The sequence below is a fragment of the Verrucomicrobiota bacterium genome, from assembly GCA_016871675.1.
Lineage (GTDB): Bacteria > Verrucomicrobiota > Verrucomicrobiia > Limisphaerales > VHCN01 > VHCN01.
Map to the genome: position 1 here is coordinate 1 of VHCN01000050.1, position 26080 is coordinate 26080.

At 66.8% G+C, this 26080-nt stretch carries 23 protein-coding genes; 10 read left to right on the forward strand and 13 right to left on the reverse strand.

The genetic code is table 11. The annotated features are described in order from the left end of the window. Nucleotides 1-206: 206 nt before the first annotated feature. Nucleotides 207-539, reverse strand: a complete 333-nt coding sequence (locus tag FJ386_10975) for a cupin domain-containing protein (protein ID MBM3877228.1) — start codon at nt 537-539, stop codon at nt 207-209. Between the two features lie 298 nt (nt 540-837). Here FJ386_10975 and FJ386_10980 point away from each other — a divergent pair, with 298 nt between their 5' ends. The 3 genes from FJ386_10980 to FJ386_10990 all read left to right on the forward strand — a co-directional run bounded on the left by FJ386_10980 (nt 838) and on the right by FJ386_10990 (nt 2792). Then, nucleotides 838-1377: an RNA polymerase sigma factor gene (locus FJ386_10980; protein ID MBM3877229.1), complete on the forward strand. Its 540-nt coding sequence runs from the start codon at nt 838-840 to the stop codon at nt 1375-1377. A 4-nt stretch (nt 1378-1381) separates the two neighbouring features. After that, a complete protein-coding gene (locus FJ386_10985) occupies nt 1382-2200 on the forward strand; it encodes a hypothetical protein (GenBank protein ID MBM3877230.1) in 819 nt (272 codons plus the stop codon). A 124-nt stretch (nt 2201-2324) separates the two neighbouring features. Further along, nucleotides 2325-2792, forward strand: a complete 468-nt coding sequence (locus tag FJ386_10990; GenBank protein ID MBM3877231.1) for a PTS sugar transporter subunit IIA — start codon at nt 2325-2327, stop codon at nt 2790-2792. Nucleotides 2793-2812: 20 nt separating this feature from the next. On the opposite strand, the gene FJ386_10995 is transcribed toward FJ386_10990, so the two are convergent. The 4 genes from FJ386_10995 to FJ386_11010 form a co-directional block, all read right to left on the reverse strand. After that, on the reverse strand, nt 2813-4645 hold the full coding sequence (locus tag FJ386_10995; GenBank protein MBM3877232.1) for a c-type cytochrome: 1833 nt from the start codon (nt 4643-4645) through the stop codon (nt 2813-2815). Continuing rightward, a complete protein-coding gene (locus FJ386_11000) occupies nt 4642-5208 on the reverse strand; it encodes a Rieske (2Fe-2S) protein (GenBank protein MBM3877233.1) in 567 nt (188 codons plus the stop codon). The genes FJ386_10995 and FJ386_11000 overlap by 4 nt, the downstream gene beginning before the upstream one ends. A gap of 134 nt (nt 5209-5342) precedes the next feature. Beyond that, complete coding sequence (locus tag FJ386_11005; protein ID MBM3877234.1) at nt 5343-5693, reverse strand: hypothetical protein; 351 nt, start codon at nt 5691-5693, stop codon at nt 5343-5345. Nucleotide 5694: 1 nt separating this feature from the next. After that, nucleotides 5695-6657, reverse strand: a complete 963-nt coding sequence (locus tag FJ386_11010) for a tyrosine recombinase XerC (protein MBM3877235.1) — start codon at nt 6655-6657, stop codon at nt 5695-5697. A gap of 209 nt (nt 6658-6866) precedes the next feature. On the opposite strand from FJ386_11010, the gene FJ386_11015 reads away from it, so the two are divergent. From FJ386_11015 to FJ386_11030, 4 genes are all read left to right on the forward strand, one after another. Beyond that, nucleotides 6867-8102, forward strand: a complete 1236-nt coding sequence (locus tag FJ386_11015) for an MFS transporter (GenBank protein MBM3877236.1) — start codon at nt 6867-6869, stop codon at nt 8100-8102. A 259-nt stretch (nt 8103-8361) separates the two neighbouring features. Then, complete coding sequence (locus FJ386_11020; protein MBM3877237.1) at nt 8362-9015, forward strand: hypothetical protein; 654 nt, start codon at nt 8362-8364, stop codon at nt 9013-9015. Between the two features lie 61 nt (nt 9016-9076). Next, entirely contained in the window at nt 9077-9595 is a 519-nt protein-coding gene (locus tag FJ386_11025) for a DUF4199 domain-containing protein (protein MBM3877238.1), read from the forward strand. A 19-nt stretch (nt 9596-9614) separates the two neighbouring features. Then, nucleotides 9615-12344 carry a DUF1553 domain-containing protein gene (locus FJ386_11030; protein ID MBM3877239.1) on the forward strand — a complete coding sequence of 910 codons (2730 nt, stop codon included), beginning with the start codon at nt 9615-9617 and terminating at the stop codon, nt 12342-12344. Nucleotides 12345-12352: 8 nt separating this feature from the next. Here FJ386_11030 and FJ386_11035 read toward each other — a convergent pair whose 3' ends face one another. From FJ386_11035 to FJ386_11050, 4 genes are all read right to left on the reverse strand, one after another. Continuing rightward, nucleotides 12353-13501: a transcription termination factor Rho gene (locus FJ386_11035; protein MBM3877240.1), complete on the reverse strand. Its 1149-nt coding sequence runs from the start codon at nt 13499-13501 to the stop codon at nt 12353-12355. A gap of 289 nt (nt 13502-13790) precedes the next feature. After that, nucleotides 13791-14480, reverse strand: a complete 690-nt coding sequence (locus tag FJ386_11040) for a hypothetical protein (GenBank protein MBM3877241.1) — start codon at nt 14478-14480, stop codon at nt 13791-13793. A gap of 19 nt (nt 14481-14499) precedes the next feature. Then, nucleotides 14500-15801 (reverse strand): acetylxylan esterase, encoded by a 1302-nt coding sequence (locus FJ386_11045; GenBank protein ID MBM3877242.1) that lies wholly within the window; start codon nt 15799-15801, stop codon nt 14500-14502. A 67-nt stretch (nt 15802-15868) separates the two neighbouring features. Beyond that, entirely contained in the window at nt 15869-17203 is a 1335-nt protein-coding gene (locus tag FJ386_11050) for a PhoPQ-activated pathogenicity-like protein PqaA type (protein ID MBM3877243.1), read from the reverse strand. Between the two features lie 223 nt (nt 17204-17426). On the opposite strand from FJ386_11050, the gene FJ386_11055 reads away from it, so the two are divergent. Continuing rightward, on the forward strand, nt 17427-17627 hold the full coding sequence (locus FJ386_11055; protein ID MBM3877244.1) for a hypothetical protein: 201 nt from the start codon (nt 17427-17429) through the stop codon (nt 17625-17627). A 6-nt stretch (nt 17628-17633) separates the two neighbouring features. Beyond that, a complete protein-coding gene (locus FJ386_11060) occupies nt 17634-18806 on the forward strand; it encodes a nucleoside-diphosphate kinase (GenBank protein ID MBM3877245.1) in 1173 nt (390 codons plus the stop codon). A gap of 20 nt (nt 18807-18826) precedes the next feature. On the opposite strand, the gene FJ386_11065 is transcribed toward FJ386_11060, so the two are convergent. Genes FJ386_11065 through FJ386_11080 form a run of 4 tightly spaced genes read right to left on the reverse strand, consistent with a single transcriptional unit; the run spans nt 18827 to nt 25172 of the window. Beyond that, nucleotides 18827-20014: an amidohydrolase family protein gene (locus FJ386_11065; protein ID MBM3877246.1), complete on the reverse strand. Its 1188-nt coding sequence runs from the start codon at nt 20012-20014 to the stop codon at nt 18827-18829. A gap of 15 nt (nt 20015-20029) precedes the next feature. Continuing rightward, nucleotides 20030-21238, reverse strand: a complete 1209-nt coding sequence (locus FJ386_11070; protein ID MBM3877247.1) for a hypothetical protein — start codon at nt 21236-21238, stop codon at nt 20030-20032. Nucleotides 21239-21271: 33 nt separating this feature from the next. Then, nucleotides 21272-22720, reverse strand: a complete 1449-nt coding sequence (locus FJ386_11075; GenBank protein MBM3877248.1) for a DUF1501 domain-containing protein — start codon at nt 22718-22720, stop codon at nt 21272-21274. A gap of 19 nt (nt 22721-22739) precedes the next feature. Next, the gene (locus FJ386_11080; protein MBM3877249.1) at nt 22740-25172 is read right to left on the reverse strand and encodes a DUF1553 domain-containing protein; all 2433 of its coding nucleotides are present in this window, start codon (nt 25170-25172) and stop codon (nt 22740-22742) included. A gap of 199 nt (nt 25173-25371) precedes the next feature. Here FJ386_11080 and FJ386_11085 point away from each other — a divergent pair, with 199 nt between their 5' ends. Beyond that, nucleotides 25372-25896, forward strand: coding sequence for a hypothetical protein (locus FJ386_11085; protein MBM3877250.1), 525 nt, complete (start codon nt 25372-25374; stop codon nt 25894-25896). Nucleotides 25897-26080: the final 184 nt, after the last annotated feature.

Genomic DNA, 26080 nt, shown 5'->3' on the forward strand with positions numbered 1-26080 from the left:
GTAAGTGTCGTCCGGGTGGAGCTTGATGCGCAGGCCGGGCTGGAGGAACGAGCGCGGCACCCACGCGGGCGCGAGGCGCAGCAGGCCGCCGGTGCGGGAAAGTTCCGCGCCGACTTTCGCGGCGGTGCCTTTCTTGATGGTCTTGAGTTGGGAGACGGTGTTCATGAGGTGTTCAGTGTTGGGAGTTCAGAAACGAAAGGGATGGCTCACTCCTCGCCGTCGTCGTCGTCCAGGACGGAGCGGCGGAAGAAGAATCCGGCGCGACCGATGGGCCAGCCCCACTTCTTCGCGTCGGGGTAGTGCCAGACGTCCGCGGGCGCGTTGTTGGCGACGACGTAACAGACGAGGTCCTTCCGGCCGGTGTTGATGAGCTGGTGCGCCTCGCCGGGCGGGTTGAGCAGGCAATCGCCCGCGCGAATCTTCATGGACTTCTTCGCCAGCCGCATGAGGCCGGTGCCGCTGACCATGAGGCAGAATTCCCACTCGGTCGCGTGGCTGTGAAACGGACAGTGTCGCGCCTTGGGCGGGACGCGGATCAACTCGACCTCGAACGGCGGCCGGCCGGGGAGCTTCGGACCTGTTTGGGGATCCTCGAATGCGCGCCCCGTTTCGTCGCAGGCGGTGAAACGTGCCCTTGGGCGACTTGCGCTCGACCCACGGGATGGCGCTGAGGTTGACTTTTTTCACGAGGCGCGCGGAGTGTAGCGACGCCGATTTGGCGCCAGCAAGGACGTTTCAAGGTCACGCGTGGAGTGATCCAGTCCAGCAGGCGATAATCGAGGCTTGCCCGCCGGCGGCTGGCCGGAATAATCCGGCGGCAAGAAACCTCAAACGGACGTGCACGACCTCGAGTTCGAACAAGTGGTGAGCGCCTATTACGAGCCGCTCTACCGGTTCGCGCTCAGTCTCTCGCGCAGCGAGGCGGACGCCAGCGACCTGACGCAGCAGACTTTTTACATCTGGGCGTCGAAGGGCGGGCAGTTGCGCGACGCGGCGAAGGTGAAGACGTGGCTGTTCACGACGTTGCACCGGGAATTCCTCGGCACCGTGCGGCGGCAGGGGCGTTTCGCGCACCACGAACTGAGTTCCGTCGAGAGTGAATTGCCGGCAATCGAGCCCGACGCCGTGAGCCGCATGGAATCCGCCGAGATCATGGCGGCCTTGATGAGCGTCGAGGAACCGTATCTCGCGCCACTCGCGCTTTTTTACCTGGGCGGACATTCGTATCACGAGATCGCCAAAATATTGAACGTGCCGCCGGGCACGGCGATGTCGAGACTGGCGCGCGGCAAGGACCGGCTCCGCGCGAGACTTTCGCTGCAGATGCAGGAGACGGAAGGCAAGATTGTCCCGCTGCCCAGACAGCACGCGGGCTGACTCCATGAACAACGACGAGGCAAAGTTCATCCTTCGCGCCCGGCGCCCGGGCGGGCCGGACGCGCGGGACGCGGCATTCGCCGAGGCACTGGCGCATGCCCGGCGCGATCCAGAATTGGCGACGTGGTTCGCCGAGGAGTCGGCAATCGACGCCGCGCTCTTCGCCCAACTCTCCGCGGTGCCCGTTCCCAGCGACCTCAAGCACGCGATCCTCATTGGCCGCAAAGTCATCAAGCCCCAGCCATGGTGGCGCCAGTCCGTGTCGCTGCCCACGGCGGTCGCGGCGGTCGTGGCCACGCTGTTGTGCATCGCGTTTGTTGGCTTGCGCGAACCGCGCGAGGCCGCGCTCGATTTCTCGCGTTTCAACGCCGACCTCACGGACTACGTCGGGTCGCGCTACGGACTGCTCTTCAGCCCGAAGCTCGCGACGGCGAACATGGGCTACCTGGGCGCCGGCGGTTCGGAGCTTCACTATCGCAGCGCGCGCGTCGAGGACATCCGCCGCTGGCTCACGGAGAACAGCGGGCACGGCGCGTGCGAGTTCCCGGCGCGGTTGAAGGATCATCCCAGCATGGGCTGCGGCATGCTCGACTGGCGCGGCAAGCGCGTGTCGCTCGTGTGCTTCCAAGTCGGCACTGACCTGCCGAAGGACAAAGTCTATCTGGTTGTCATCGACAGCGCGGACCTGCCGGATCCGCCCAAGGGCGCGAGCCCGCAATTCACGACGCGCGGCGAATGGACGAGCGCGACGTGGCGGAACGGGGACTTCGTCTGCCTGCTCCTCGGCTACGGCAACGGCGAGACCCTCGCCCGGTATTTTTGACCGGGCGCGTCCCTGCAGGTGATGGTGCCCCGGCGCAGCAATCCGGCGTGTCCGGCTGAAGGTCGGAATTCCTCCTTGAAATGGCCGCGGGCTTCCGGCGAAATGCCGGGGCTTTTCGCAAGCTATGACGCTGGCCGACATCCTCAACGCGGATCAGATCGTTCCCGAACTGCGCGCGGCCAACCGGTGGGAGGCCATCGACGAGCTCATCGAGGTGCTCGTTCGCTGCGGCAGGATCAAGCCCGAACACCGCGAGGCGGTCACCGCCGTCGTCAAGAAACGCGAGACCTCCATGAGCACGGGCATCGGGTTCGGGGTGGGCATTCCGCACGCCTCGACGGATGTCATCGGCGAAGTCACCGGCGCCTTCGGCCGCTCGGCGCGCGGCATCAACTTCGACGCGCTCGACAACCAGCCTGTCCGCCACGTGATGCTCTTCCTCGTCCCGCACGGTCAGTTCCAGAAGCACCTCCACACGCTCGCCGACATCGCGAAGAAACTTCACAACAAGGATTTTCGCGCCTCGATCGAGTCCGCCACCGCCGCCGCGGAAATCTACAAGGTCATCAAGGACCATCCGCCGCAGAAGTAGCCGGAAGCCGGCTCCGCCGCTCACCGCTTCGCAGCGGAAGCCCCCGTGCCCGTTTGGGCCGGCACATACCAGTCTCCCCGCAGCCAGTCGGCCACGAGTCCGATGCTCTGCTCGTCGAGGATTTGCGAGGCGCCGAACGCGGGCATGCGGTCGTTGCGCGAGCCGTAGAAGTCCGCGTGCTTCGGATTGCTGATGAAACGGACGAGCCACTCGCGCGAGCCGTAGCCCGTCAGTGTCGGCGCGGTGGCATCCTCGTCGGGCTTCTGGAAGGCGTGGCATTCCGTGCAACCGATGTCGCCCTTCGCGAGCGCCGCGCCTTCCTTGATGGCCGCGGCGTCGCGCGCGTCTGAATCGCGCTGCGCGCGCAACCCGGCCTCGGCGCTCACGGCCATGATGACTTTCGCCAACTGCGCCTTCTGCCCTGGCGTGTAGGCCGTGACGTTTTTCTTCACCCATTTGGCCATCTTGCCCTCGATGAACTTGGTGCCGCCGAAGTAGTGCGGGCTGTCCACGCGCGCCGGATCGAGCAATCCCGCGAGCCATTCGCGCGAGGCGAAGTGCTTCAAGTCGGGCGCGGTTGGCGGTCCCTGACCGGCACGCCCCGTCCCATCGTGCCCGTCGAAGCGATGGCACGAGGCGCAGTTCTTCGCGAAAATCTTGGGCCCCTGCGTGAGCGGGTCGGAGCGCAGCAACGACGCGGCGCCGGCAATCGGAATGCCGTCCGGCGACTGCGCAAGCTCGGCGGCGCGATGGGCTTCGCGATCCGCCTCGACGACGGCCAGCCGGTAGCCCGGGTCGGCGGCGTCCTGTTTCATGGCGAGCCATGTGAGCCAGCCGGAGCCGAGGATCAACGCGCCCAGGAAGACGAGATTGAGGCGGTGGCCGCGCGTGGTTTCGCCGAGCTTCGGCAGCAGGAACATCGCGCCCATCACGACGCCGGGGATGATGATGGCGCCCCAGATTTCCATCGAGCCGGGGAAGTATTTGAGGAACTGAAACAGAAACAGGAAATACCACTCGGGCCGCGCGGCCGAGAACGGCTCGCCCGGGTCCGCGGGCGCGCCGAGCTCCGCGCCGAGCGGGCCATGCGTGCCGAAGACCTTGTGCCGCACGCACAGGAAAAGCACCGTGGCCGCAACCGCGAGGCACGCCACCGAATCCATCAACACCTGGTCCGGCCAGAATCGCGAGTCGGGTTTCTTGTGCGGCCGCCTCGTCGTGATGCCGTGCCGGCGGAAAAGCCAGATGTGCCCGGCGATGAGCGCGACCATCGCCGCGGGCAGCACGCCCGCGTGAAGCGCGAAGAACCGGGTGAGCGTGTGATGCCCGTAATCGGGCCCGCCGACGACGATCTTCTGCAAGTCCGCGCCGATGAGCGGCACGATGCCGAGCAGGTTGGTGGCGACTTTCGTGGCCCAGTAGCCCTTCTGGTCCCACGGCAGCAGGTAGCCGGTGAGCGAGAGCGCAAGCACGAGCTGCAGCAGGATGAGCCCCGTCCAGAAATTCACCTCGCGCGGTGCCTTGTAGGCGCCGTCGATCACCACCTGCATCAGGTGCAGCACCAGCAGGATGTTCATCGCCTGCGCCGTAAAGTGATGGATGCCGCGCAACAGCCAGCCTCCGGTCATCTGGTGCTGGATGTAGAAGACGCTTTCCCAGGCCGTCTGCGAACTCGGGCTGTAGGCCATCCAGAGGAAAAAGCCCGTGAGGATCTGCACCGCGAAGCAAAACGTGAGCGTGCTGCCCCACACGTAACGCCAGCGCGCGCCGCCGGGAATGGGCTCCGCGAGCGCCTCGTGGGTGATTTTCCGGTAACCCGTCCGCTGGTCGAGCCAGTCGAGCAGCTTCTTCATGCGACGGGAATCTTCTTGGCGTGGCCGGCGTGGAAGTTCTGGAAGTGGACCCAGACTTCCTTCTCGTTTCGCAGCTCGACCTTCAACTCATCCAGGCCGCGCGGCGAAGGGCTTTTCTCGTCCGCGATTTTTCCGTCGAGGCCAAAGGTGCTGTTGTGGCACGGGCAGAAGTAGCCGTTCCGCTCGGGCTGGAAGTCCACGAAGCACCCCGCGTGCGGGCACGCGACGTTGTGCGCCTGGAGCGCGCCCTCCTTCGTCCGCCGGACATACACCGCGCCCACGGGCGTCGCGGGCGTCTTGTTCCACGCATCCACGCGGCTGACGATGATGGGAAACTTTTTCGGCGAACCATCCGCGGGAAGGGCTTCGAGGGTCGTGACCCGGACGAATCTGCCGGCCGGCGCCTTGCGACGAAGCGGGTCGAGATACACGGCGAGTCCCGCCGCGGCCGGCGCGGCCATCGTCGCGCCGCCGAGCGCGGCCGAGAGCGCCTTCTTGAGGAACTCGCGGCGTTCTCCCGCAGGCGCCTGGCCGCTGTTGTCCTGGGGTGATTCCGGTTGCATGCGTGTGGATTGACTTGGCGACCTTCGGAAAATTCACGGCGACGGTAGGGAAGCCCCCATGGCAACGCAACATTGAACACCGTGATCCTGCGTCGCGCGCGGCCGGGAAACAGGCGCGCGCCGGCGACCCGGTCTCACCGCCAGTATCGTTTGAATTCCTTCAGCTTGCCCTCCGCGCCAAACGTCAGGCGCAACCACTCGTCCGTCGCCGGCGGCACCTCGACGCGCAAGTAGGGATGCGTCGGGTATCCGGTCACGTAGGCGGACGAGTGGCCCTTGCGGACGCGCCACTCGCTGACCCGCGCGCCGTCCGTCAAGGTCGCGCCTTTGTCCGGTGCGCCATATTCCTTGACCGCGTCGTCAAAGGTGTAAGTTCCCATCCGCGCCGCCCAGTCCACGGGCTGCACGGTCGCGCACGACGCGAGCATCGCGCCAACCAGCACGGCCAGACACGACCGGACGAAACACAAAGGGTCGCGAGTCACATCACGCCCTGGGATGCGCCTGTTCATAAGCTCGTTTCAGCCTTTCCGTCGTCAGGTGCGTGTAAACCTGCGTCGTGACGAGGTGCGCGTGACCGAGCAACTCCTGCACGCTCCGCAAATCCGCGCCCGCGTCGAGCAGGTGCGTGGCGAAACTGTGCCGCAACTTGTGCGGCGTCAGCGCCGGATCGAGCCCGGCGCGCGCGAGATACAGCTTGAGCCGCTTTTGAATCACCTGCTGCGTCACGGGCTGGACGTCGTTCGCCCGGGCGAGGAACACGGGAAGCGCGGCATCGCGCGGATGGTTCACCGCGAGCCAGTAGCGCTCGATGCTGTCGAGCGCCGGCTCGCCGACGGGAACGAGCCGTTCCTTGCGCCCCTTGCCGCGCACCCGCAGCGCGCGCCCGCGGGCATCCACGTCGCCGCAGCAGAGGGCGCACACTTCGCTCACCCGCAACCCGCTCGAGTAGGTCGTCTCGAGGATCGCCGCGTCGCGCAGCCACGGCGTCGCATCCACAGTCGGCTCGCTGCGGGTGCGCAGCGCGTCGAGTTCCGCAAGCGGGGCGGCAAGAAGCTGCGCAACTTGTTCGACCGTCATGAACTTGGGCAGCCGGCCCGGTTCCTTCGGGAGCGCGAGGTCCCGCACCGGCGTGTCCGCCACTTCGCCCCGACGCATGAGAAACCGGTAAAAGGTCCGCAGCGCGCTGAACCGAAGCCGCGTCGACGCACGGCTCAGTCCGGACCGGCCGAGCCACCGCAAGTAGGCGCGAAAGTCGTCGCGCGTGAGCGCGCGCCAGGGCGGCGCCGAATCGCGCTCCGACGAATGCCAGCGCGCGAACTCCGCCAGCGCGGCGCCGTAGTTCTTCCGGGTGCATCGCGACGCGTCGCGATCCGTCGCCAGGTGAACGAGGAAACCGTCCACGAGCGCGTCGGGCGCGTGACCCTGTGTCAGGCTCGGCTCGGCCATGTCGTGAGTCTAGCCGCCAGCCACTCAAAACCAAGCCTGCCGAAGCGAAGTTCCAACGCTTGGAACGGGCCTGGCCCGGCCGCGCCTGCACACGTTCATGCTTCCCCGGTGCCGCACCGGTTGCGTCGTGCGGGGCGCGCGGGTTGCGCGCGCACGGGGGGATCGAACTCCATGGTTGCAGCGGCGTCGCGAGTCGCCAATCTCCACGCGTGCCGCCCCAAGACACCGAGACCACGTTCCGCTACGAACGCTGGCGCGCGGTCACCGGCGGCATCCTCGAGACGGCGGGCGCGACGTTCCTCCTGCTCATCGCGGTGAAGCATTTCGAGGCGGGCGCGACCGCGAAGGCGCTCATCGCGTCGGGCGGGAGCTTCGGCCTGCTGCTCAGCCCGTTCGTGGTGTCGCGCGTGGAGGCGTGGGGATGCCCGACGGCAAAGGCCGCGTCGCGCGCGGCCGCGTTCGGCGCCGCGTGCCTGCTGGTGATGGCGGCGGTGCCGGTCGTGCCGGTGTTCGTGGTCGGCTCGGTGCTCGCGATGGCGAGCGCGTCGGCGGTCATCCCGCTCATGACGCAGGTGTATCAGGAGAATTATCCCGAGGGCGAACGCGGCCGGCTTTTCAGCAAGGCGCTCATCGTCCGCATCGGCACGGCGGCGCTTTTCAGCGAACTCGCGGGCCGCGCGCTCGCGGCGGACCTCGGGAAGAACTTCCGCGGCCTGCTGCTGGTGTTCGCCGCGGCGTTCGCGTTGGGCTCGTGGTGCCTCTCGCGCGTGCCGTCGCGGCCGCTCGTGTCCGGCGGCGGCTCGACGCATCCGCTCCGCGCGCTGCGATTCGCGCGCGAGGACCGGCTGTTCCGGCTTACGCTCATCTCGTGGATGTTCCTGGGCGTGGGCAACCTGATGATGTATCCGCTGCGCGTCGAGTATCTCGCGAATCCGCGGCACGGGCTCGCGCTGGATGTGGGCACGGTGGCGCTGATCGTGGGCGTGATCCCGAACGCGGCGCGGCTCGTGATGAGTCCGTTGTGGGGCTGGCTCTTCGACCGGATGAACTTCTTCGCGCTGCGCATGACGCTGAACTTCGGGTTCGCCGTGGGCGTGTTTGCATTCTTCATGAGCGACAGCTTCGCGGGGCTCGCCGTGGGCGCGGTGATCTACGGCGTGTCCAACGCCGGCGGCGACGTGGCGTGGAGCTTGTGGGTGACGAAGTTCGCGCCGCCCGAGCGCGTGGCGGACTACATGAGCGTGCACACGTTTTTCACCGGGCTGCGCGGCGTGGTCGCGCCGATGCTGGGCTTCTGGCTCGTGCAGACCGTCTCGATGCAAACGCTCGGCGCGATCTGCGCCGGACTGATCTTCTGCTCGCTCGCGGTGCTGTTCCCCGAGGTGAAGGCCGCGCCGAAGCCGAAGGAGAAGGCAGCCGCGCTCGTGGAGGAAGTCAGCGAGTGACACTGGCGTGGAACCAGAGCCGTGCGAAGATGATTCGCACGGCCGCAGCGGAGCGTGAATCTTCCGCCTGCCCTTCCACGTTCGTCACGCCTCACCCTCTCCCCCTCCGAGGAGGGGGAGGGACGGGGTGAGGGTGTCCGCCGGAGTTGCGGGCACGACAACATCTCGAGCTTCGCCGGCTCCTGGTTTCCTCGATCGGATCAAGACGATGAGGACTTTCTTGCTCGCGTGTTGAAGCGCCGTTTTGAATCCTCGCGCCATGCCCAAGTGGGCGAAGTTCTTCATCGGCCTGCTGCTGCTGCCCGTGTGCGCGGGCGCGGTGATGGCGCTCGTCAAAGTGGTGCACGCATTCGGCGGCTTCACGGCGACGTGGGTGCCGCTGCTCGCCGGCGCGACGGGCTGGGTGGTGGTGTTCCTCGCGCTCCCGAAGCCGATGTGGCTCTACGTGGTCGGGCACGAGTTCACGCACGTGCTGTGGTCGTGGCTGTTCGGCGGCAGCGTGAAGCGCTTCAAGGCCACGAGCGCGGGCGGGCAGGTCGTGCTCACCAAGAGCAACTTCCTCGTGGCGCTGGCGCCGTATTTCTTCCCGCTCTATGTCGTGCTCGTGGTGCTGGTGTTCGGACTCGGGCACATGATCTGGGATTGGTCGCGCTACACCGTGTGGCTGCACCTGCTGCTCGGCGCGGCTTACGGATTTCACGTCACGCTCACGTGGGAAGTGCTGCAGACGCGGCAGAGCGACATCACGAGCCAGGGCCGGCTCTTTTCCTTTGCGGTCATCCTGCTGGGCAACGTGCTTGTGCTGCTCGTCGGTCTGCCGCTGCTCGCGCCCGGCGTGGGCGTGATGCGCTCGCTGGGGTTGTGGCTCCAATGCACCGGCGACGTGCTGCGCTGGATCGGCGGGCGGTTTTGATGCGCGGACGGGCGCGGAAGCGTGTTGACCGGATGCCCCCGCGCGGTGTGCACTCGCGCGCGTGAAGGTCGAGTTGAAATTCGGGCTGCTGGGCGGCGCGGCCGTGAGCGCGTGGCTGCTCGTGGCCTCGCTCGTGGGCTTTCAACTCCAGCGGTTCGAGGTGGTGAAATACAGCGGCGGGCTCGGGCTCGCGTTGCTCGCCGTGTTTCTCTGGCTCGGCATCAAGGCCGCGCGTGCGCGCGCAGCCCATGGCGCCCTCTCGCTGGAACAAGGCTGGAAGTGCGGCACGCTCACCGCGCTCATCGCCGCGGTTGTCGCCGCGCTGTTCAAGTTCGCCTACAATCATGTCATCCATCCCGGGTGGATCGAGAAGGCCATCGCGTGGGAGCGTGAACGCATGCTGGCGGCCGGCGCGGCCGAGAAAACCATCGCGCGCATGGAGTCCGGCTTCCGCGCTGCGAATCTCGACTTGTATCTGTTCACGCTCGGCATCGCGGAGACGGTGATCTTCAGCACGTTCATCGCGCTCGCGCTCGCCGCGATCCTGCGCCGCGATCCCGCCGCGTCTCCGACGCCTTGACACGCGCGCGGTCGCGGCCATGCTTCCGTCACAGCCCGTGACCACTCGCCCGCATACCCTGGCGCTCGCGCTGCTCGCCGCGTCGGCAGCGGCGGTTCCTTGCGCCGCAACAGGAGCGGCGCCCGCGCGCGTGGATTACGCAAGAGACATCAAGCCCATCCTCCGCGAGCGGTGCACCGCGTGCCACGGCGCGCTGCAACAGAAGTCAGGGCTTCGGCTCGACACGGCGGCGTTCGCGCGGAAGGGCGGCGAGAGCGGACCCGCAGTCGTGGCGCGCAAGCCCGGGCAAAGTCCGCTGCTCCTGCGAATCACGGAGGCCGGCTCCGCCGAGCGAATGCCGCGCGATGCCGACGCGCTCAAGCCTGAACAAATCTCGCTGATCCGCCGTTGGATTGCCGAGGGCGCCGTGGCGCCCGCGGGAGAATTGCCCGAGCCGGATCCGCGCGATCACTGGGCGTTCAAGCCCATTGTCCGGCCGCCCGTTCCCACCCTCGGCCCCCGGCCCTCGGCCCCTGGCAATGCCATCGACGCCTTCATCAACGCCACACTCGACCGCGAGAAGCTCACGCCGCTCCCGCCTGCGGCGAAAAACGTCCAGCTCCGGCGCGTGTATCTCGACTTGATCGGCCTGCCGCCGACGCGCGAGGAGTTGCGCGCGTTCCTCGACGACCCTTCGCCCCAAGCCTACGAGCGCGCGGTGGACCGCCTGCTCGACGACCCGCGCCACGGCGAGCGCTGGGCTCGGCACTGGATGGATGTGTGGCGTTACGCGGACTGGTTCGGCCGGCGCATGGTGCCCGATGTATGGAATTCCGCGCCGCAAATCTGGCGCTGGCGCGACTGGATCGTGACTTCGCTCAATGCCGACAAGGGCTACGACCGCCTGATCGCCGAAATGCTGGCCGGCGACGAGGTCGCGCCCGGGCGCGACGACATCGCGGTGGCGACCGGCTACCTCGTGCGCAACTGGTATGCCCTCAACCCCAACGAGTGGATGCGCGCGAACGTCGAGCACACGGGCCGCGCCTTTCTCGGGCTCTCGTTCCAGTGCGCGCACTGCCACGACCACAAATACGACCCCATCACGCAGGCGGATTACTTCAGCTTCCGCGCGTTCTTCGAGCCGCTCTACGTGCGGCAGGACCGCTGGCCCGGCGAGGCCGACCCCGGCGTGTTTCAAGACTACAATTACAGCACGCTGCGCAAGGTGCAGCGCCTCGGCGCCGTGCGCGTCTTCGACAAGGACGCCGCGGCCAAGACCTGGTTTTACACCGGCGGCGACGAGCGCAACCGCCTGACCAACCGCCCGCCCGCGCAACCGGCGATGCCCGGGTTCCTTGGCGGCGCGCGGGTCGTCGTACAGCCCGTCGCACTGCCGCCGACGGTCGCGTTTCCGGGGTTGAAGCCCTTCGCCGTCGAAGCCGAGCTGGCACGGCTCGTGCAAGCCGTCGCAACCGCGAATCAGAATCTGGCAAAGACGGATTCCCCAATGAACGAAGCGCGGCTCACGGCCGCCGTGGCGGAGCGCGAGTCCTTTCAAGCGCGGCTCGCTGCGGACAAGGCGCGCTTCCTGAAGGCCGGCGGTGACACGAACGCGCTGTTCCGCGCAGCGAGCAAGGCCGACCGGCAATTCAAGCTGGCCACCGCAAGCGAAACTCTGCTGAAAGCCGAGGCCGACGCGGCCGCAGCCCAAAGGCAATCCGCTGACGCCAAGGACGACAAGGCGAGGGAAACCGCGAAGACCGCGGGAAAGAAGGCCGACACCACGCTGGCCAGCGCGAAGAAAGCGGTGGCTGACGCGCAAGCCGCGCTCGCCAAGGACAGTGCTGACTATCCGCCGGTGACGGTTTCATATCCGGGCGAAAGCACCGGCCGGCGCAAGGCGCTCGCGCAGTGGATGGGTTCGCGCGACAACCCGCTCACCGCGCGTGTGGCGGTGAACCACGTCTGGCTGCGGCACTTCCACGCGCCGCTGGTGGAGACGGTGGACAACTTCGGCCGCAGCGGCGCCAGGCCGACGCATCCGGAGTTGCTCGACTGGCTCGCGGCGGAGTTGATGGCGTCGGATTGGAGCTTGAAGCACCTGCATCGCGTGATCGTGACGAGCGCGGCGTATCGGCGGGCGTCGGCGATTGCGGATCGCGGATTGCAGATCGCGGATTCCAAGTTCACTCCGGCCGGTCGGCCATCCGCCATCCGCCATCCGCCTCCGACAGATCCGGAGAACAAATGGCTGTGGCGCATGAACAGCGGCCGTTCGGAGGCGGAAGTGATCCGCGACAGCGTGTTGCACCTCGCCGGGAATCTCGACGCGAAAATGGGCGGACAGGAGTTGGAAAATCCCGAGATGGCCAGCTCCGCGCGGCGCAGTCTGTATTTTGCGTGCTTCCCGGAGTTGGGCGGCAGCGGCGAGTTCACGTCCGTGTTCGACCCGCCGAATCCGAATGAATGTTATCGCCGGACCAAGAGTGTGGTGCCGCAGCAGGCGCTTGCGCTTGCGAACAGCAGGCTCATCCACGAACAAAGCGCGGCGCTGGCGCGGCGGTTTGGAGAGCGGGACACGGGCGGGTTCATCACCGCGGCCTTCGAGCACTTGCTGTCACGCCCGCCGAGCGTGGCGGAACGGGCCGAGTGCGTTGCGTTCCTCGACAAACAGGCGCGGTCGGCGGCGAAGGACGGCGAGCGGCTCGCGCGAGAGGGCCTGGTGCGCGCGCTGTTGAATCACAGCGACTTCGTGACGGTGAGGTGAGGCCAGCGCTAGCCACCCAGCTTCGCGAGCAGTTCGTCGTTGGTCTTGTGCTTCTTGAGCGCGGCGGTGAGCGTTTCCATGGCCTCAACCGGGTTCAAGTCCACAAGCATGCGGCGGAGTTTGCGGATGGGTTCGAGGTGGTGCTTCGCGAAGAGTTTCTCCTCCTTGCGCGTGCCGGACTTGGGGATGTCGATGGCCGGGAACAGGCGGCGGTCGGCGAGCTTGCGGTCGAGGATGAGCTCCATGTTGCCCGTGCCCTTGAACTCCTGAAAGATGAGCTCGTCCATGCGGCTGCCGGTGTCGATGAGCGCGGTGGCGACGATGGTCATCGATCCGCCGCCTTCGATTTTGCGCGCGGCGGCGAACATCTTGCGGGGGATTTCCAGGGCTCGGGCGTCCACGCCGCCGGTCATGGTGCGGCCGGAGCCGCCGTGGACGGAGTTGTAGGCGCGGGCGACGCGGGTGAGGGAGTCGAGGAGCACGAAGACGTCCTTGCCGCACTCGACCATGCGGCGGCAGCGCTCGATCATGAAGCGCGAGAGCCGCACGTGGGTTTCAAGGTCCATGTCGTTGGAGCTGGCAACCACTTCCGCCTTCACGGAGCGCTGGAAGTCGGTGACTTCCTCGGGGCGCTCGTCGATGAGCAGCACGAGCACGCAGACCTCGGGATGGTTGGCGGTGACCGCGTTGGCGATTTGTTTGAGGATGGTGGTCTTGCCCGTGCGCGGCGGGGCGACGATGATGCCGCGCGTGCCGCGGCCGATGGGGGTGACGAGGTCGATGACGCGCGTCTCGATGAGGTCGGGCGCGGTCTCGAGATTGAACTTTTCGATGGGGTCGATGCTGGTGAGGTTCTCGAAGCGGACGGACTTGGTGTATTCGGTGAAGGGCATGCCGTTGACGGCGAGCACCTCGCGGAGTTGGGGGCTCACGCCGCGGTGCGGGGGTTGGAGGGCGCCCTCGATCTGGCAGCCTTCGCGGAGGAAGTTGCGCTTGATGGTGTCCGGTGTGACGAAAATGTCGGTCGGCTTCGGCTGGAAGCGGTTGTCCGGCGAACGGAGGAATCCAAAGCCCTTCTCGGATATCTCGAGGAAACCCATGCCGGTTTCGGGCGTGTTGGAGTTGTTGTTCTGTCTGCTGTTGGCTGCTCTGTTCATAGGACTTCGCCCATGGAAAACCCATTGGGGCGGACAAGAATGTTGAACCTAGGGAGACCGCCGTCTCGGACTCCGAGAAACCGAATTGGCCTTACGGCGGTTGGACCTGCAACGGGCTCCATAATGGGGAGTTTCGACCCCGGTGGCAACTAGTTTCTTGGGCCTTCTTCGGATCGGGGGGCCTTTCCGTTTCCGAGGGTGCAGGCGTGGTTCCACGCACCGCGGAATGACCGCAGGAACGGAGAACACCTCCAGCCTTCTTCAGGTTCCTTGGGACGGAAATGCGGGCTCACCGCCGCTCGTTGTGCAAGGGCCGCGAATACTTCACCGCCGCGAGCTCGGCGGCACGCCCGCGCACGGTGGAGTCGGGCTCCATCGCCCGCCACTCGACGCCCCACGCCGCGTGCGCGGAATCGCAAAGGCACTTCTGCCAGTCGGCCTGCGCGACGCGCATTGGAGGCTGGATGGAACCTTGGATGAGCAGGCCCGAACGGTTTCGTCGCTGCGCCGCGCCCGCGAGCTTGCGGCCGTGCGCAAGCACGTCGAGGCGCTCCCAGCCCGCGAAGCACTGGCCCGGCGCGGCTGTCCTCCTCTCGGGGGCGAGCATCGCTTCGACGCCGACGCGCGCGAACGCGTCCCGCACCCATTCGTGCAGTCGCCGGTAGCTGTCGGCAGCAGCTAACCCGTGCCAGTCGTGCCCCGGCGGAACGATGAAGCTGTAGGTCCAGTCCGCGTCGTGCGGGACAAGGCCGCCGCCGGTCGGCCTGCGAACGAGCGGCCGAAGCGGGGTGAGCGCGCTGGTCTCGGCGAACTTCTGGAAGTAGCCAAAGGTCGCGGCGCATTCCGTCCAGCCGTAGAAACGGAGCACCGGTTTGCCGAGGCGAGCAGCGTGTTCGAGGAGCGCCTCGTCCAGCGCCATGTTGAACGCCGCCGGGCCGGGGCCGGATGCGAGTCGCAGCCAGTGTTCGGGGCTTGGCACGAGGGCGGCGCGGAAGCGGCTACTTTTTCCCCGCGCGAGCCGGCTTGAGGTGCCGGTCGGCAAAGGCGAGATACTGCTCCCAGTCGTAATCTGTCACGTCGTGCTTGCCGGTGCGCACGTGGTAGCCGATGACGTCGCCGACGGGGCTGTTCACCGCCGGCCATGCGTCCACGCCAAGTCCGCCTTTGCCGAAGAGCCGATACACGGGCTCGGCGTTCTTGCCGGAAAGGAACTCGCCCTTCGGGTCGGCCCATTTGTCCTCCTCCGCGCTTGCGATGTAAACGGGGCGCGGCGCGGAGAGCGCGACCAGCAGGTGGGCGTCCACGGGCAGCGCGGCCACGTTCGTGTTGTATTGCTTGTAGTTCGCGCAGAACCAATGGGGGAAGCTCGTGTTGATGCGCTGCACCGTCTCGCCGAAGTCGCGCCGCGCGAGGCTCGCGCCGCCCTCGCCGGAGTTGTTGGAGATGACTGCGGCGAACCGGTCGTCCGTCGCGCCGGCCCACAGCGAGGCCTTGCCCATGCGCGAGTGGCCCATCACGATCACGCGCCGCGCGTCGATGTCCTTGTCCGTCTCGAAGTAATCGAGCGCGCGGCTCAAGCCCCACGCCCACGCGGCGATGGCGCCCCAGTCATCCGGCGCGAACTCGGCCTTGCCGGACTTTTTCAGGAAGTAACCGCGCACGCCATTGCGCCAGCCCTCGGCGAAGTCGGGCTCGATGTCCGCTCGCGGAATCGTCGCCACGGCGTAGCCGCGTGCGAGCACCATCTCGAGCGGCCACCGGCTGATGCTCTTGCCGCGCGTCGTGTCGGCGGGGCGCGTGATCTCCGCGGATTTTTCCTTGCTGTTCCAAGTCCACTGCCCGGTGAGCGTGATGCCGGGGTCGGTGCTGATGGTGTGGTTGCCCTCGAAGTTCACGCCGAGGAACGCGGGCACGGGCTTGCGCGCGTCGTTCGGCAGATAAACCAGCAGGCGCATCAGCGCGGCGCCGGGCTCGGCGCCGAAGCGCACGGTGATTTCCTTTCGCGTGGCCTTGCCGCCCAGGGCGGACTTGTCCGTGGACGTGACCTCGAACTTCAAGTCCTTTGGCCGCGCGGGGCTTCGGCCGTGCATCTGCGACTCGAACAGCTTGAGCACCTCGGGGCGGCGCTTGTTCTTCCAGGTCGCGGCGTCGGTGACCTTGGTGCCGTTGGCGAGCGTGAGCGGGTCGGGCAGCGTGAACGCGCCCACCTTGGACTCGTCGTAGTTGAAGCCCGCCGGCTGCGCGAGTGCGGGGATGGCGGCGGCAAGGGGGAGCAGCGCGGACCGGAGAAGCGAGTTCATGGTGCGAGCATGACGCCCGGATGCGGGTGTGGCAACGGCAAGGTGCGGCACCGGCGGGCGGTGCGCGCTATTTGAAATCCGGCGTCACGCGCGCCTCGGTGGAGAGCTTCCACGTGTGGCCTGTCGGCGAGACGAGTTCCACCTCGGCCAGATAGGCGCGGAAGCCCTTTTCGGGCGCGGAAACCTCGGCCGTCGCACTCGCGCTGCCGGGTTTCACTTCGAGGTCTCGGCTGTTCCACTGATCGTCACGAAAGTCCCGGTCCGCGCTCGTCGCGGTCCACAGGCGGATGGACTTCGCGGCCTGCGAGCATTTCACGGTCACGTTCACCTTGCCGTCGCCGTTGAATTTCCAGTCGAGCGTGGGCAGCGGTTTCTTGTCGGCGATGAGCTGGAAGAAGGACGCGAGCGTGTTCGCCGCGTCGGCGCCGCCGTTCAAGTTGTGGCCGGCGTTCGGGGTTTGATAAATCAGCTTCGGCCCGGGCAGGTCGTGAAAGTAGTGGCGCAGCGCATCCACGGTCCAGTAGCGGTCGTTGGTGCCGAGGAGGATGAGCTTGGGCATCGTGTAACGCGCGCGGTAGCTGAACGGGTCCACCCAGCCGCGGATTTCCTTCATGCGCGCGTCCTCCATGCGGTCCACGAGGCCGAGGTCGGTGTAGTCGCGGATTTGCTCGGACTGCTTGCCGTAACACTTCAACGTCCAGTCGGTCTGCACTTTCATGTTGAGCATGTCGATGACCATCGGGGCGATGGCCTTGACGCGCGCGTCCACGGCCGCGGTGAGCCACGTGGTCCAGCCGCGCTTGCTTGCGCCGCTCACAACGAACGAGTCCACGGCCTGCTTGTGCTCCTGCTTCGCCCACGCGGCGACGGCATCCATCGCGCGGACGGCGGATTTCGCCATCGGGAAGAGCAGCGGCCACGAGTCGTCGCCGTCCTTGAGGTAATTGTCGAAGGTGAAGGCGATGAGGGCGTCCTCCTTGCGGCCGTCGTAAAGCGGCTGGTTGGGCACGCGCGTGACGCAGGCGGCGATGGCGCCCGCGCGTTCGGCCCAGAGTTGCAGCATCGGCAGGTTGCGCTTGCCGTCGCCGTCGCCCGTGACGAACACGAGCGCGATGTGCGGGTTGCGGACGTCCTTCGCGCGGACGATCTGCATGTGGTGCGTCCAGACATGGCCGCGCCAAGTCTGCGAAGTCATCTCGACGTGCGCGGCGGTCTGGCCGTTGTCGAGCGCGCGCGTCTCGCGGATGGACCAGTTGAAGGTGTTGTCGGGCGCGGCGACGTACTTCTCGAGCGCGCCGGGCGCGGCCGCAGCAACGGGGGCGACCAAGAACAGGAGCGCAAGAAATTGCGACCTTAGGCTTGGCGACAGAGGCGACTCGGGGCGTGCGTGCAGGAGAAACATGGCGGGATAGCACCTGTTTTGAGGCATGGCGTCAAGGCTTAAAGCCTCGCTCGAGCCGCTTTAGGATCGTCCGAGTATGTTGGGCGACAATGGTTTAGGCTAAGTCTCCTGGGTGGATTCGGCCTGACTCTTGCCGGGTTTTACCTGTTGACGGTGCCGATGCCGCATCCCTACTCTCTCGGCGACCGCTTGGGTCCGTGGTGGGCCCGATCGGGATATTTTTATGGCTGAAGGCTACTGCGTCAAATGCAAGGCGAAGAAGGAAATCTCCAACGGCGTTGAGGAGACGATGAAGAACGGCCGCAAGGCGATCAAGGGCAAGTGCCCGACGTGCAACACGGTCATGTTCAAAATCCTTGGCGGCAAGGCCAGCGCGCCCCAGGCCGCTCCGGGCGCACCGTCCGGCTCTACCCCGTCTGCCTGACCGCCCATGTCGCAAGAACTGGCCTACGTCATCATCACGCCGTATTCGCTCTACAAGTCGCGCACCGGCGGCATCCTCGCGCGGCTCATCTCCCGGACAGGACTGGAACTGGTCGCCGCGCGCATGTTTGCGCCAAGCGCCGACCTCGTGAAGGAATACGCCGAGGTCATCATCTCCGCGCACGACCCGCAGGACCGCCGCGTGCAGGAACACATCCGCGACTACACCGTGCGGAACTTCTCGCCCGACCCGCGCACCGGCCAGCGCCGCCGCATCATGATGCTCCTGTTCAAGGGCGACGAGGCCGTGCGCAAGGTCCGCTCCGTCGTCGGCAACCTCAGCCACGACCGCCGCAGCGGCGAGACCATCCGCGACACCTACGCCGACCTCATCGTGGATGAGAACGACCAGGTGCGATACTTCGAGCCCGCCGTGCTCGCCGCGCCGAACCCCGAGGAAGCCGAGATCAAGCTCAAGCTCTGGGCGCGACATTCCGACACCGACGGCGGCGTGCTCGACAACGTCATCAACTACACCCCCGGCATGAAGGTCCAGCGCACCCTCGTGCTCATCAAGCCGGACAACTTCCGCTTCCCCACCGGCCGCCCGGGCAACGTGATTGATTTCTTCAGCCGCACCGGCCTCTACATCGTCGGCATCAAGGTTCACCGCATGAGCACCGCGCAGGCGGTCGAGTTCTACGGCCCCGTGCGCGAGGTGCTCCGCACCAAGCTCAAAGGCGTGGTCGCGGCCAGGGCGATGGCTGTCCTCGAGAAGGAGCTCGGCTTGAAGATTCCGCCGGACGTCGAAGCCCAGCTCGCCGACGCGCTCGGGCCGATCAACGGCGACAACCAGTTCGACAACATCGTCCGATTCATGTCCGGCCGCACCGAGTCCGACTGCGACGCCACGACGTTGAACGCGCCCGGCACCGAGCGGTGCATCGCGCTCATCTACGAAGGCAACGAGGCCGTGAACAAGATCCGCGACGTGCTCGGCCCCACCGACCCCTCCAAGGCGCCGCCCGGGTCCATCCGCCGCGAGTTCGGCTCGTCTGTGATGGTCAACGCCGCGCACGCGAGCGACTCGGAGGAGAGCTCCAAGCGCGAGATGGGCATCGTCAACGTGGGCGAGAACACCTTCCGCACCGCGATCGAGGAGTTCTACGCGAACCGCTGAGACTCGTCCTTCCGGCCCCGCTACGTCCTCGCCACTGGTTTGCCGCCCTGCCACACGCCCTTGAGCGCGAGCTGCGAATCGAGCCGCACGAGGTCGGCGCGCGAGTTCACCTGCAGGATGCCGCGGTCGCTCCAGCCGGCGATGCGCGCGGGCGACCAGCTCGCCATCCGCCATGCGGACAGCAGCGGGAAGCCCCACCTGACGAGGTTGCGCACGATGTCGAGCAACGAGCACACGCTGCTCGCCAGCCCGGAGCCGTCCGCGATCATGCACAGGCGCCCGGGCCGGAGTTCCACGTCCACCGTCGCCACGGTGTAGTTGCCGGGAGCCAGACCCGTCAGCGGCGACGCGTCACTTACGAGCGCGATGCGGTCCAGCCCCTTTGCGCTCACCAGCACGCGCACCAGTTCCGGCGTCACGTGCCAGCCGTCGCCGATGATTTCGCCGGTGAAGACGTCCGTGGAGAGGAACGAGCCGATGCCGCGCGCGTGCGTCTGCATCCAGCCCTCGGCGTTCGTCGCGCGCGTCGGCCATTCCATCGCGTTGTTGACGTGGACGAAGTGCGACGCGCCTGCGGCCGCCGCGAGTTGCGCGCGCTCCCACGTCATCGTGGTGTGGCCGAACGAACCGACGATTCCCTTTGAGCGCAGCCACGCATACATCTCGAGCGAGCCGTCGCGCTCGGGCGCGGCGGTGAGAATGCGCACCCGGCCTTCGCCCGCCCTGACCCACGACTGATATTCGGCGGGCAGCGGGTCGTGCATCCAGTCTTCGCGGTGCATGCCCTTCTTGACCGGGTTGAGGTAGGGCCCTTCGATGTGGATGCCCGCGAAGTTGGCGGGAATCTCCGCGCCCTTCTCGCCCTCGAGATGGCGGTGGATGGCCGCCTCGATCATGTCGGGCGGGTGCGTGAGCAGCGTCGCGAGCACGCTGGTGCTGCCCTGCCGCTGGTGCCAGGCGAGCGCCGATTCGATGCCCTCGATGTCGCCGTCGATGAAATCCACCCCCGCCGCGCCGTGGTTGTGGATGTCCACGAAGCCCGGCCCCACGAAGTCGCCCGCGCAGTCCACGACCTCGGCGTCCCCGTCCGCGGCGGCGACGTCGAGCCGCACCTGCTCGATGCGCCCGCGGTTGAGCCGCAGCGAGCCCGGCGCGATGAAATCGGGAAAGACGAGCCGGCAGTTTTGGAGGACGACGGGTTGATGCATGCAGGTCTGGGTGGATTACTTGAGCGAAACCTTCGTGGCGAGCTTGAGGATTTCCATGCCCATCGAGTCGAGCGAGAAATCGCCCGCGAACGCGTCGCCGTAGTTCGACAGCAGCACGACACCGACGCGGTGCCCGGGGATGAAACCGACAAAGCTGAAGTAGCCGCCCGTGCCGCCGTTCTTCCAGACCACCGCGAGGTCGCCCTGCACCAACATCTCGCGATGCCAGCCGAGCCCCATCGTGGAGCCGAACCTGCTGAAGTGCGCCCGCTGCGCCTCCGCAAGCGCGCGCCCCGCGGGCGAATCCGCGGGCGCGAGGCTGGCCTTGATGAACGTCATCATGTCGGCCGCGGTCGAGCGGTAGCCGCCCGTCGGCGCCATCACGTCGAAGTCCCAGTTCGGCGTGAGGTCGCCGTTCGGGCTGTGGCCGGGCGCGAGCCGGGCGGACTGCTCGGGCGAAAGCCGGATCACCGTGTCTGAAAGGCCAAGCGGCGAGCAGAGCGCGTCGTGCATCAATTGCTCGTAGGGCTTGCCCGCCTTGAGTTCGAGGATGTGGCCGAGCAGCGCGAAGCCGACGTTCGAGTAATCGCTCGTCTTGCCCGGTGGATTGGCGAGTTTGGCCGTGGCAAGCCACGCGTAAAGATCGGCGGCCTTGTAATTCGCGTAGGGATTCGCCTCGTGCTTCGGCGAGAGGTCGAGGTTCGCCGGAAGCCGCGGCAACCCGGAGGAGTGCGTGGCGAGTTGCGCGAGCGTGATGCGCTCGACCGGCGCGGGGAGCTTCACCTCCGGCGGGAGCAACTCGCGCAACGTGTCGGTGAGCTTCACCTGGCCGTCCGCGACCATGCGCGCAAGCGCGATGCCCGTGAGCGCCTTCGTGACGGAGCCGATTTCAAAAACCGTCGTCGCGTGCGGCGGGCCAAGATTCGTCGCGCTGACCTGGCCGAAGCCGCGAATCGAAGTCTCGCCACGCTGCACCACGCCGATCACGAGCGCCCCGCGCGGGCGGCTCTTGAGATAGTTGCCGGCCATTTTCCCGACGGTGTCGGACAGGTCGTGCGTGTCCTTGAGCGCGGCGAAGCGGTGCTTCTGCCACGCAACCCAGCCGACGAGCGCGCCGACGCACAGCAGCACCAGCAGCATCACGCCGGCGAAAACCATGAGCACGATCGTCAACATGGTGCGCGGCCGGCGGGTGGAAGCGGTTGAAGTTGATTCCTCGGGCATGCGACCGCGGCACTTGTATCGCGGCGCCCGGGGCTACGCGAGCATTCCCTTGAGCAGCTCGCCGTGGACGTCCGTGAGCCGGAAGTCACGGCCTTGGAATCGGAAGGTGAGCCGTTCGTGCTCCAGCCCGAGCAGGTGCAGGATGGTCGCGTGCAGGTCGTGCACGTGCGCGCGGTCGGACGCCGGACCGAAGCCGAGTTCGTCGGTCTCGCCGAACACGTGGCCGGCCTTCACGCCGCCGCCGGCGAACCACATCGTAAACGCGTCGATGTGGTGGTTGCGCCCGGAGGTTTCGCGGTTCTCGCCCATCGGCGTGCGGCCAAACTCGCCGCCCCAGATGACGAGCGTGTCGTTCAACAGCCCTCGCGACTTCAGGTCCTTCACCAGCGCGGCGCAGCCCTGGTCCACGTCGCGGCAGACCTTCTCGAAATCGCCCTGCAGGTTTTCGCCCGGCCCGCCGTGGCTGTCCCAATTGGTGTGATACAACTGCACGAACCGCACGCCGCGCTCGACGAGCCGCCGCGCGAGCAGCGCGTTGCGCGCGAAACCGGGCCGGTCCTTCTCCACGCCGTAGAGCTTGAGCGTCTCGGGACTCTCGCCGCTCAAATCAATCAGTTCCGGCGCGCTCGACTGCATGCGATACGCCATCTCGTAGGCGGAAATGCGCGTGGTGATCTCGGGATCGCCGGTCTCGACAAGCCGCGCGAGGTTCAAGTCGCGAATGGCGTCGAGCGTCTCGCGCTGCTTCGCCGCGGTGACGTTGGTCGGCGAGGTGAGGTTGAGGATCGGTTCGCCATTGCCCCGCAGCGGGACGCCCTGGAACTGCGTGGGGAGAAAGCCGCTGCCCCAGTTCACCGCGCCGCCGCGCGGGCCGCGCGGGCCGCTTTGCAGCACGACGAAGCCGGGCAGGTCGTCCGCCTCGCTGCCGATGCCGTAGGTCGCCCACGCGCCGATGCTCGGCCGGCCGAACTGTCCCGAGCCGGTGTTCATGAAGAGCTTCGCGGGCGCGTGATTGAAGAGGTTCGTCGCGCAGGTTTTCACCAGCGTGATGTCGTCCACGATGGTGCTCATGTGCGGGAACATCTCGCTCACCCACGCCCCGCTGCGGCCGTGCCGCGCAAAGGTGCGGCGTGTGCCGAGCAGCTTGGTGCCGTGGCTCGAGTTCATGAACGCGAACCGCTTGCCCTCGATGTAGGACGGCGGGATGGGCTGGGCGTTGAGCTCGACGAGCTTGGGCTTGTGGTCCCACAACTCGAGCTGGCTCGGCCCCCCGGCCATGAAGAGGTAGATGACGTTTTTCGCCCGCGCCGGAAGGTGGCCGGGCTTTGGCGCGAAGGGATTCACGAGCCTCGGCTGCGCGGCACGCATGCGGTCGTTTGACAGTGACGCGAGCGCGACGCCGCCAAGCCCCAATCCGCACCGGCTGAAGAACTGGCGGCGGGTGGAGTGAAGCACGGCGCCGTGGTTCTCGAGAAGATTCATCGTGCAATGCGCAGGCTGATTACTCCCGCGTAATGGTCTCGTCCAGGTTGAGCAGCACGCGGGCGACGGTCGTCCACGCGGCGAGCCGCACGTTCCCGCCGGATTCCGCGGCGAGTTGGCGGTTCAGCAGGTCGTCGAGACGCGCGCGCTCCGTCGCCGATGGCTTGCGGGCGAGGCAAAGACGGAAGGCTGTTTCCAGCCGCGCTGCGTCCGAGGCTGTTTCCTTCAACACCCGCGCCGCAAGCGCCTGCGCAAACTCGTAGAAGGCCGCGTCGTTGAGCAGCGTGAGCGCCTGCAACGGCGTGTTGCTGCGGATGCGCCGCGTGCAGGTGCTGTAGGCGTCGGGCGAGTCGAAGACGTTCATCGCGGGATACGGCGTGGCGCGGAAGTAGAACGTGTAGAGCCCGCGACGGTGGCGGTCGTCGCCCGTCGCGGTGTCCCACGCGCGCTTGACCTGCCCGAGGGACATGACGCCGTCGGGAATCGGCGGATGCACGCCCGGCCCGCCCATCTTCGGCGAGAGCAGGCCGCCCGCGCTCAAGCACACGTCGCGCACGATCTCGGCGTCGAGCCGCAGGCGGTTCTGGCGTGCGAGCAGTTTGTTGTTTGCGTCCACGAGGTGGAGTTCCGTCCGCGCGCGGGAGGACTGCCGATACGTCGCAGAATTCACGATGAGCCGGTGCATGTGCTTGAGCGACCAACCGCTGCCCATGAACTCCGTGGCGAGCCAGTCGAGCAGCTCGGGATGCGTCGGCGGCGTGCCTTGCGTGCCGAAGTCGTTCTCGGTCTCGACGATGCCCTTGCCGAAATACTGCTGCCACATGCGGTTCACGATGACGCGCGCGGTGAGCGGGTTCTCCGGGGCCACGAGCCAGCGGGCGAATTCGAGCCGGTTCGTCGAACCGCCCGCGCTGGGTGTGAACGGATGCAGCACCACCGGCACCGTCGGCGTCACTTCGCCGCCGTCGCGCGTGAAGTCGCCCTTGATGAAGAGATACGAGCGCCTCGGTTTCTCGCGTTCGCGCATCACCATCGTCGAGTTCAGGGCGGGCCGCGCGGCGCGCAGCCGCTTGATTTGTGTCTGGTGCGGCCGGTTTTCGGGCGCGGTCTCGATGTAAGCCGCCAGCACGAGTTGCTTCTGCGCGAGCGTGCGTTCGGGGAATTGCGTGTCGAACGTGGTGCGCACTTCCTGCGAGAGCTTCTGGCGCTCCTCCGGCGTCAAGCTGCGCTCCCACTTGAGCGACTTCTCGAAGATGTCCGGTTCCTTGTCCGGCAGGCCGTGGATGTAGGCGGCAACTTTCGCATCCGTCTCGGCGGCGGCCTTCGTCTCGGCGGCGGTCGCGAGCGGCAGCGTCGGTTCGTCGGCGTTGTTGAAGAAGGCGAACATGCCGTAGTAGTCGCGCTGGGTCAGCGGGTCGAACTTGTGGTCGTGGCATTGCGCGCAACCGAGCGTGAGCCCGAGCCACGCCGTCGCGGTCGTGTTTACGCGGTCGATCACCGACTCGATGCGGAACTGTTCGAGGTCAATGCCGCCCTCCTGGTTGATCTGCGTGTTGCGGTGGAAGCCCGTGGCGACCTTTTGATCGAGCGTCGGGTCCGGCAGCATGTCGCCGGCAAGCTGATCGAGCGTGAACTGGTCGAACGGCAGGTCGCGGTTCATCGCGTTCACGACCCAGTCGCGGTAGGCCCAGATCTGCCGCGGCGCGTCGATCGAGTAGCCGTTCGAGTCCGCGTAGCGCGCGGCGTCGAGCCACCAGCGTCCCCACCGCTCGCCGTAGTGCGGGGACTTGAGCAACCGCTCCACGAGTTGCTCGTCGGCACCGGGCGAGGCGTCGTTCACGAACGCATCCACTTCGGCGGGCGCCGGCGGCAGCCCGAGCAAGTCGAGTGAGAGCCGGCGAATGAGCGTGACGCGGTCGGCCGCGGGCGAGGGCGAGAGCTTCTCGCGTTCCAGCCGCGCGAGAATGAAGTTGTCGATGGGATTGCGGATCTCCCACGGGGAACCCTGACCCTTGAACTTTGAACTTTGAACCGTCGGCACCGCCGGCCGTGCAGGCTTGGTGAACGCCCAGTGAGTTGACTTGTCGGGCCGTTCGTTCGCCGGCGCCTTGGCGCCCTCGTCAATCCACCGCTTCAGCAGCGCGATCTTCGCGGGGGCGAGCGGCGGCTTCTTGTAGGGCATCCGCGACAGTTCCGGGTGCGCGCCCTCGATGGCCTTGATAAGGAGACTCTCGCGGCTGCTTCCGGCCTTGAGCCCGGGACCGTGGCTGCCACCTTTGAGCGCGGCGATCGCTGTGTCGAGGCGGAGGCCGCCCTTTTGCTGGGTGGCGGCGTGGCACTGGTAGCAGTGCGTCGCGAGCAGCGGCTTGATGTCGGCGGCATAGTCGACCGGCGGGGCGGCCTGGCCGAGCGCCGGGACGATCAACAGCACGAGATGAAGATGTCTATGCACCGCTGGACTTATTCGATGACTTCTAACACCCCCGTGAACTCGCGGCAAAAGCAATTTCGCAGCAGGCTGGGAAGCACCGGAGAAAGGCGCGGCCTTCAAGGTGCGCCCGACGCAGGCCTGCCGGGCGCCCGGTTGCGCCGGTAGAGTTCCCGGACGTTCCTCAGCCGCCTTGCCGAGGCCGCTTTGCTAAATTTTCGCGGTGAAGAAAGTGTGGATTCCACTGTTGCTTCTGGCGTGGGTGCTTGGTGCTCGCGCTGGCGAAGCGTCCAGATACGCCGAGCAAGTCGCGCCCCTGATTGACCCGGCCAAGCTGGCCACGCTGCGCGAGCGTGGCGCGAATCCGCGCGTCCAGAAATACGTGGCGCAACTGGCCGAAGCCAAGCAGGCGGGCCTTGAGGTCAGCAACGTCGTGGTTCAAGCGGTTGCGCTCGTAGGCATGAAAGGGGGAAGCCGCAAAGCTCACCACCGACGCGATGCTCCGCAACCTGACGATTGCAGAGCGGCTCGGTTGCCTCGACAAAGCCGGATTGCAGGGCGACAGCAAGGGCTGGTGATGCGCTGGCCGGGGTTGCGGGCGAAGGTGGAGGGGGGATCATTTCTTCCGGCCCGTGCCGTTGCAGGAGGAGCACTTGTCGAATCCTTTGCCATTGCAGAAGGAACACTTGAAATTGCCATTGGCCCCCGTGCCCTTGCACGAGGAGCACTTGAAGTTGCTCGTGCCTGAGCCTCTGCACTTGTTGCAGGTCTCGGAGGCCGAGCGGCTGCCCTTGTTTTGTCCCGCGCCGTTGCAGGAGGAGCACTTGTCGAATCCTTTGCCATTGCAGAAGGAACACTTGAAATTGCCATTGGCCCCCGTGCCCTTGCACGAGGAGCACTTGAAGTTGCTCGTGCCTGAGCCTCTGCACTTG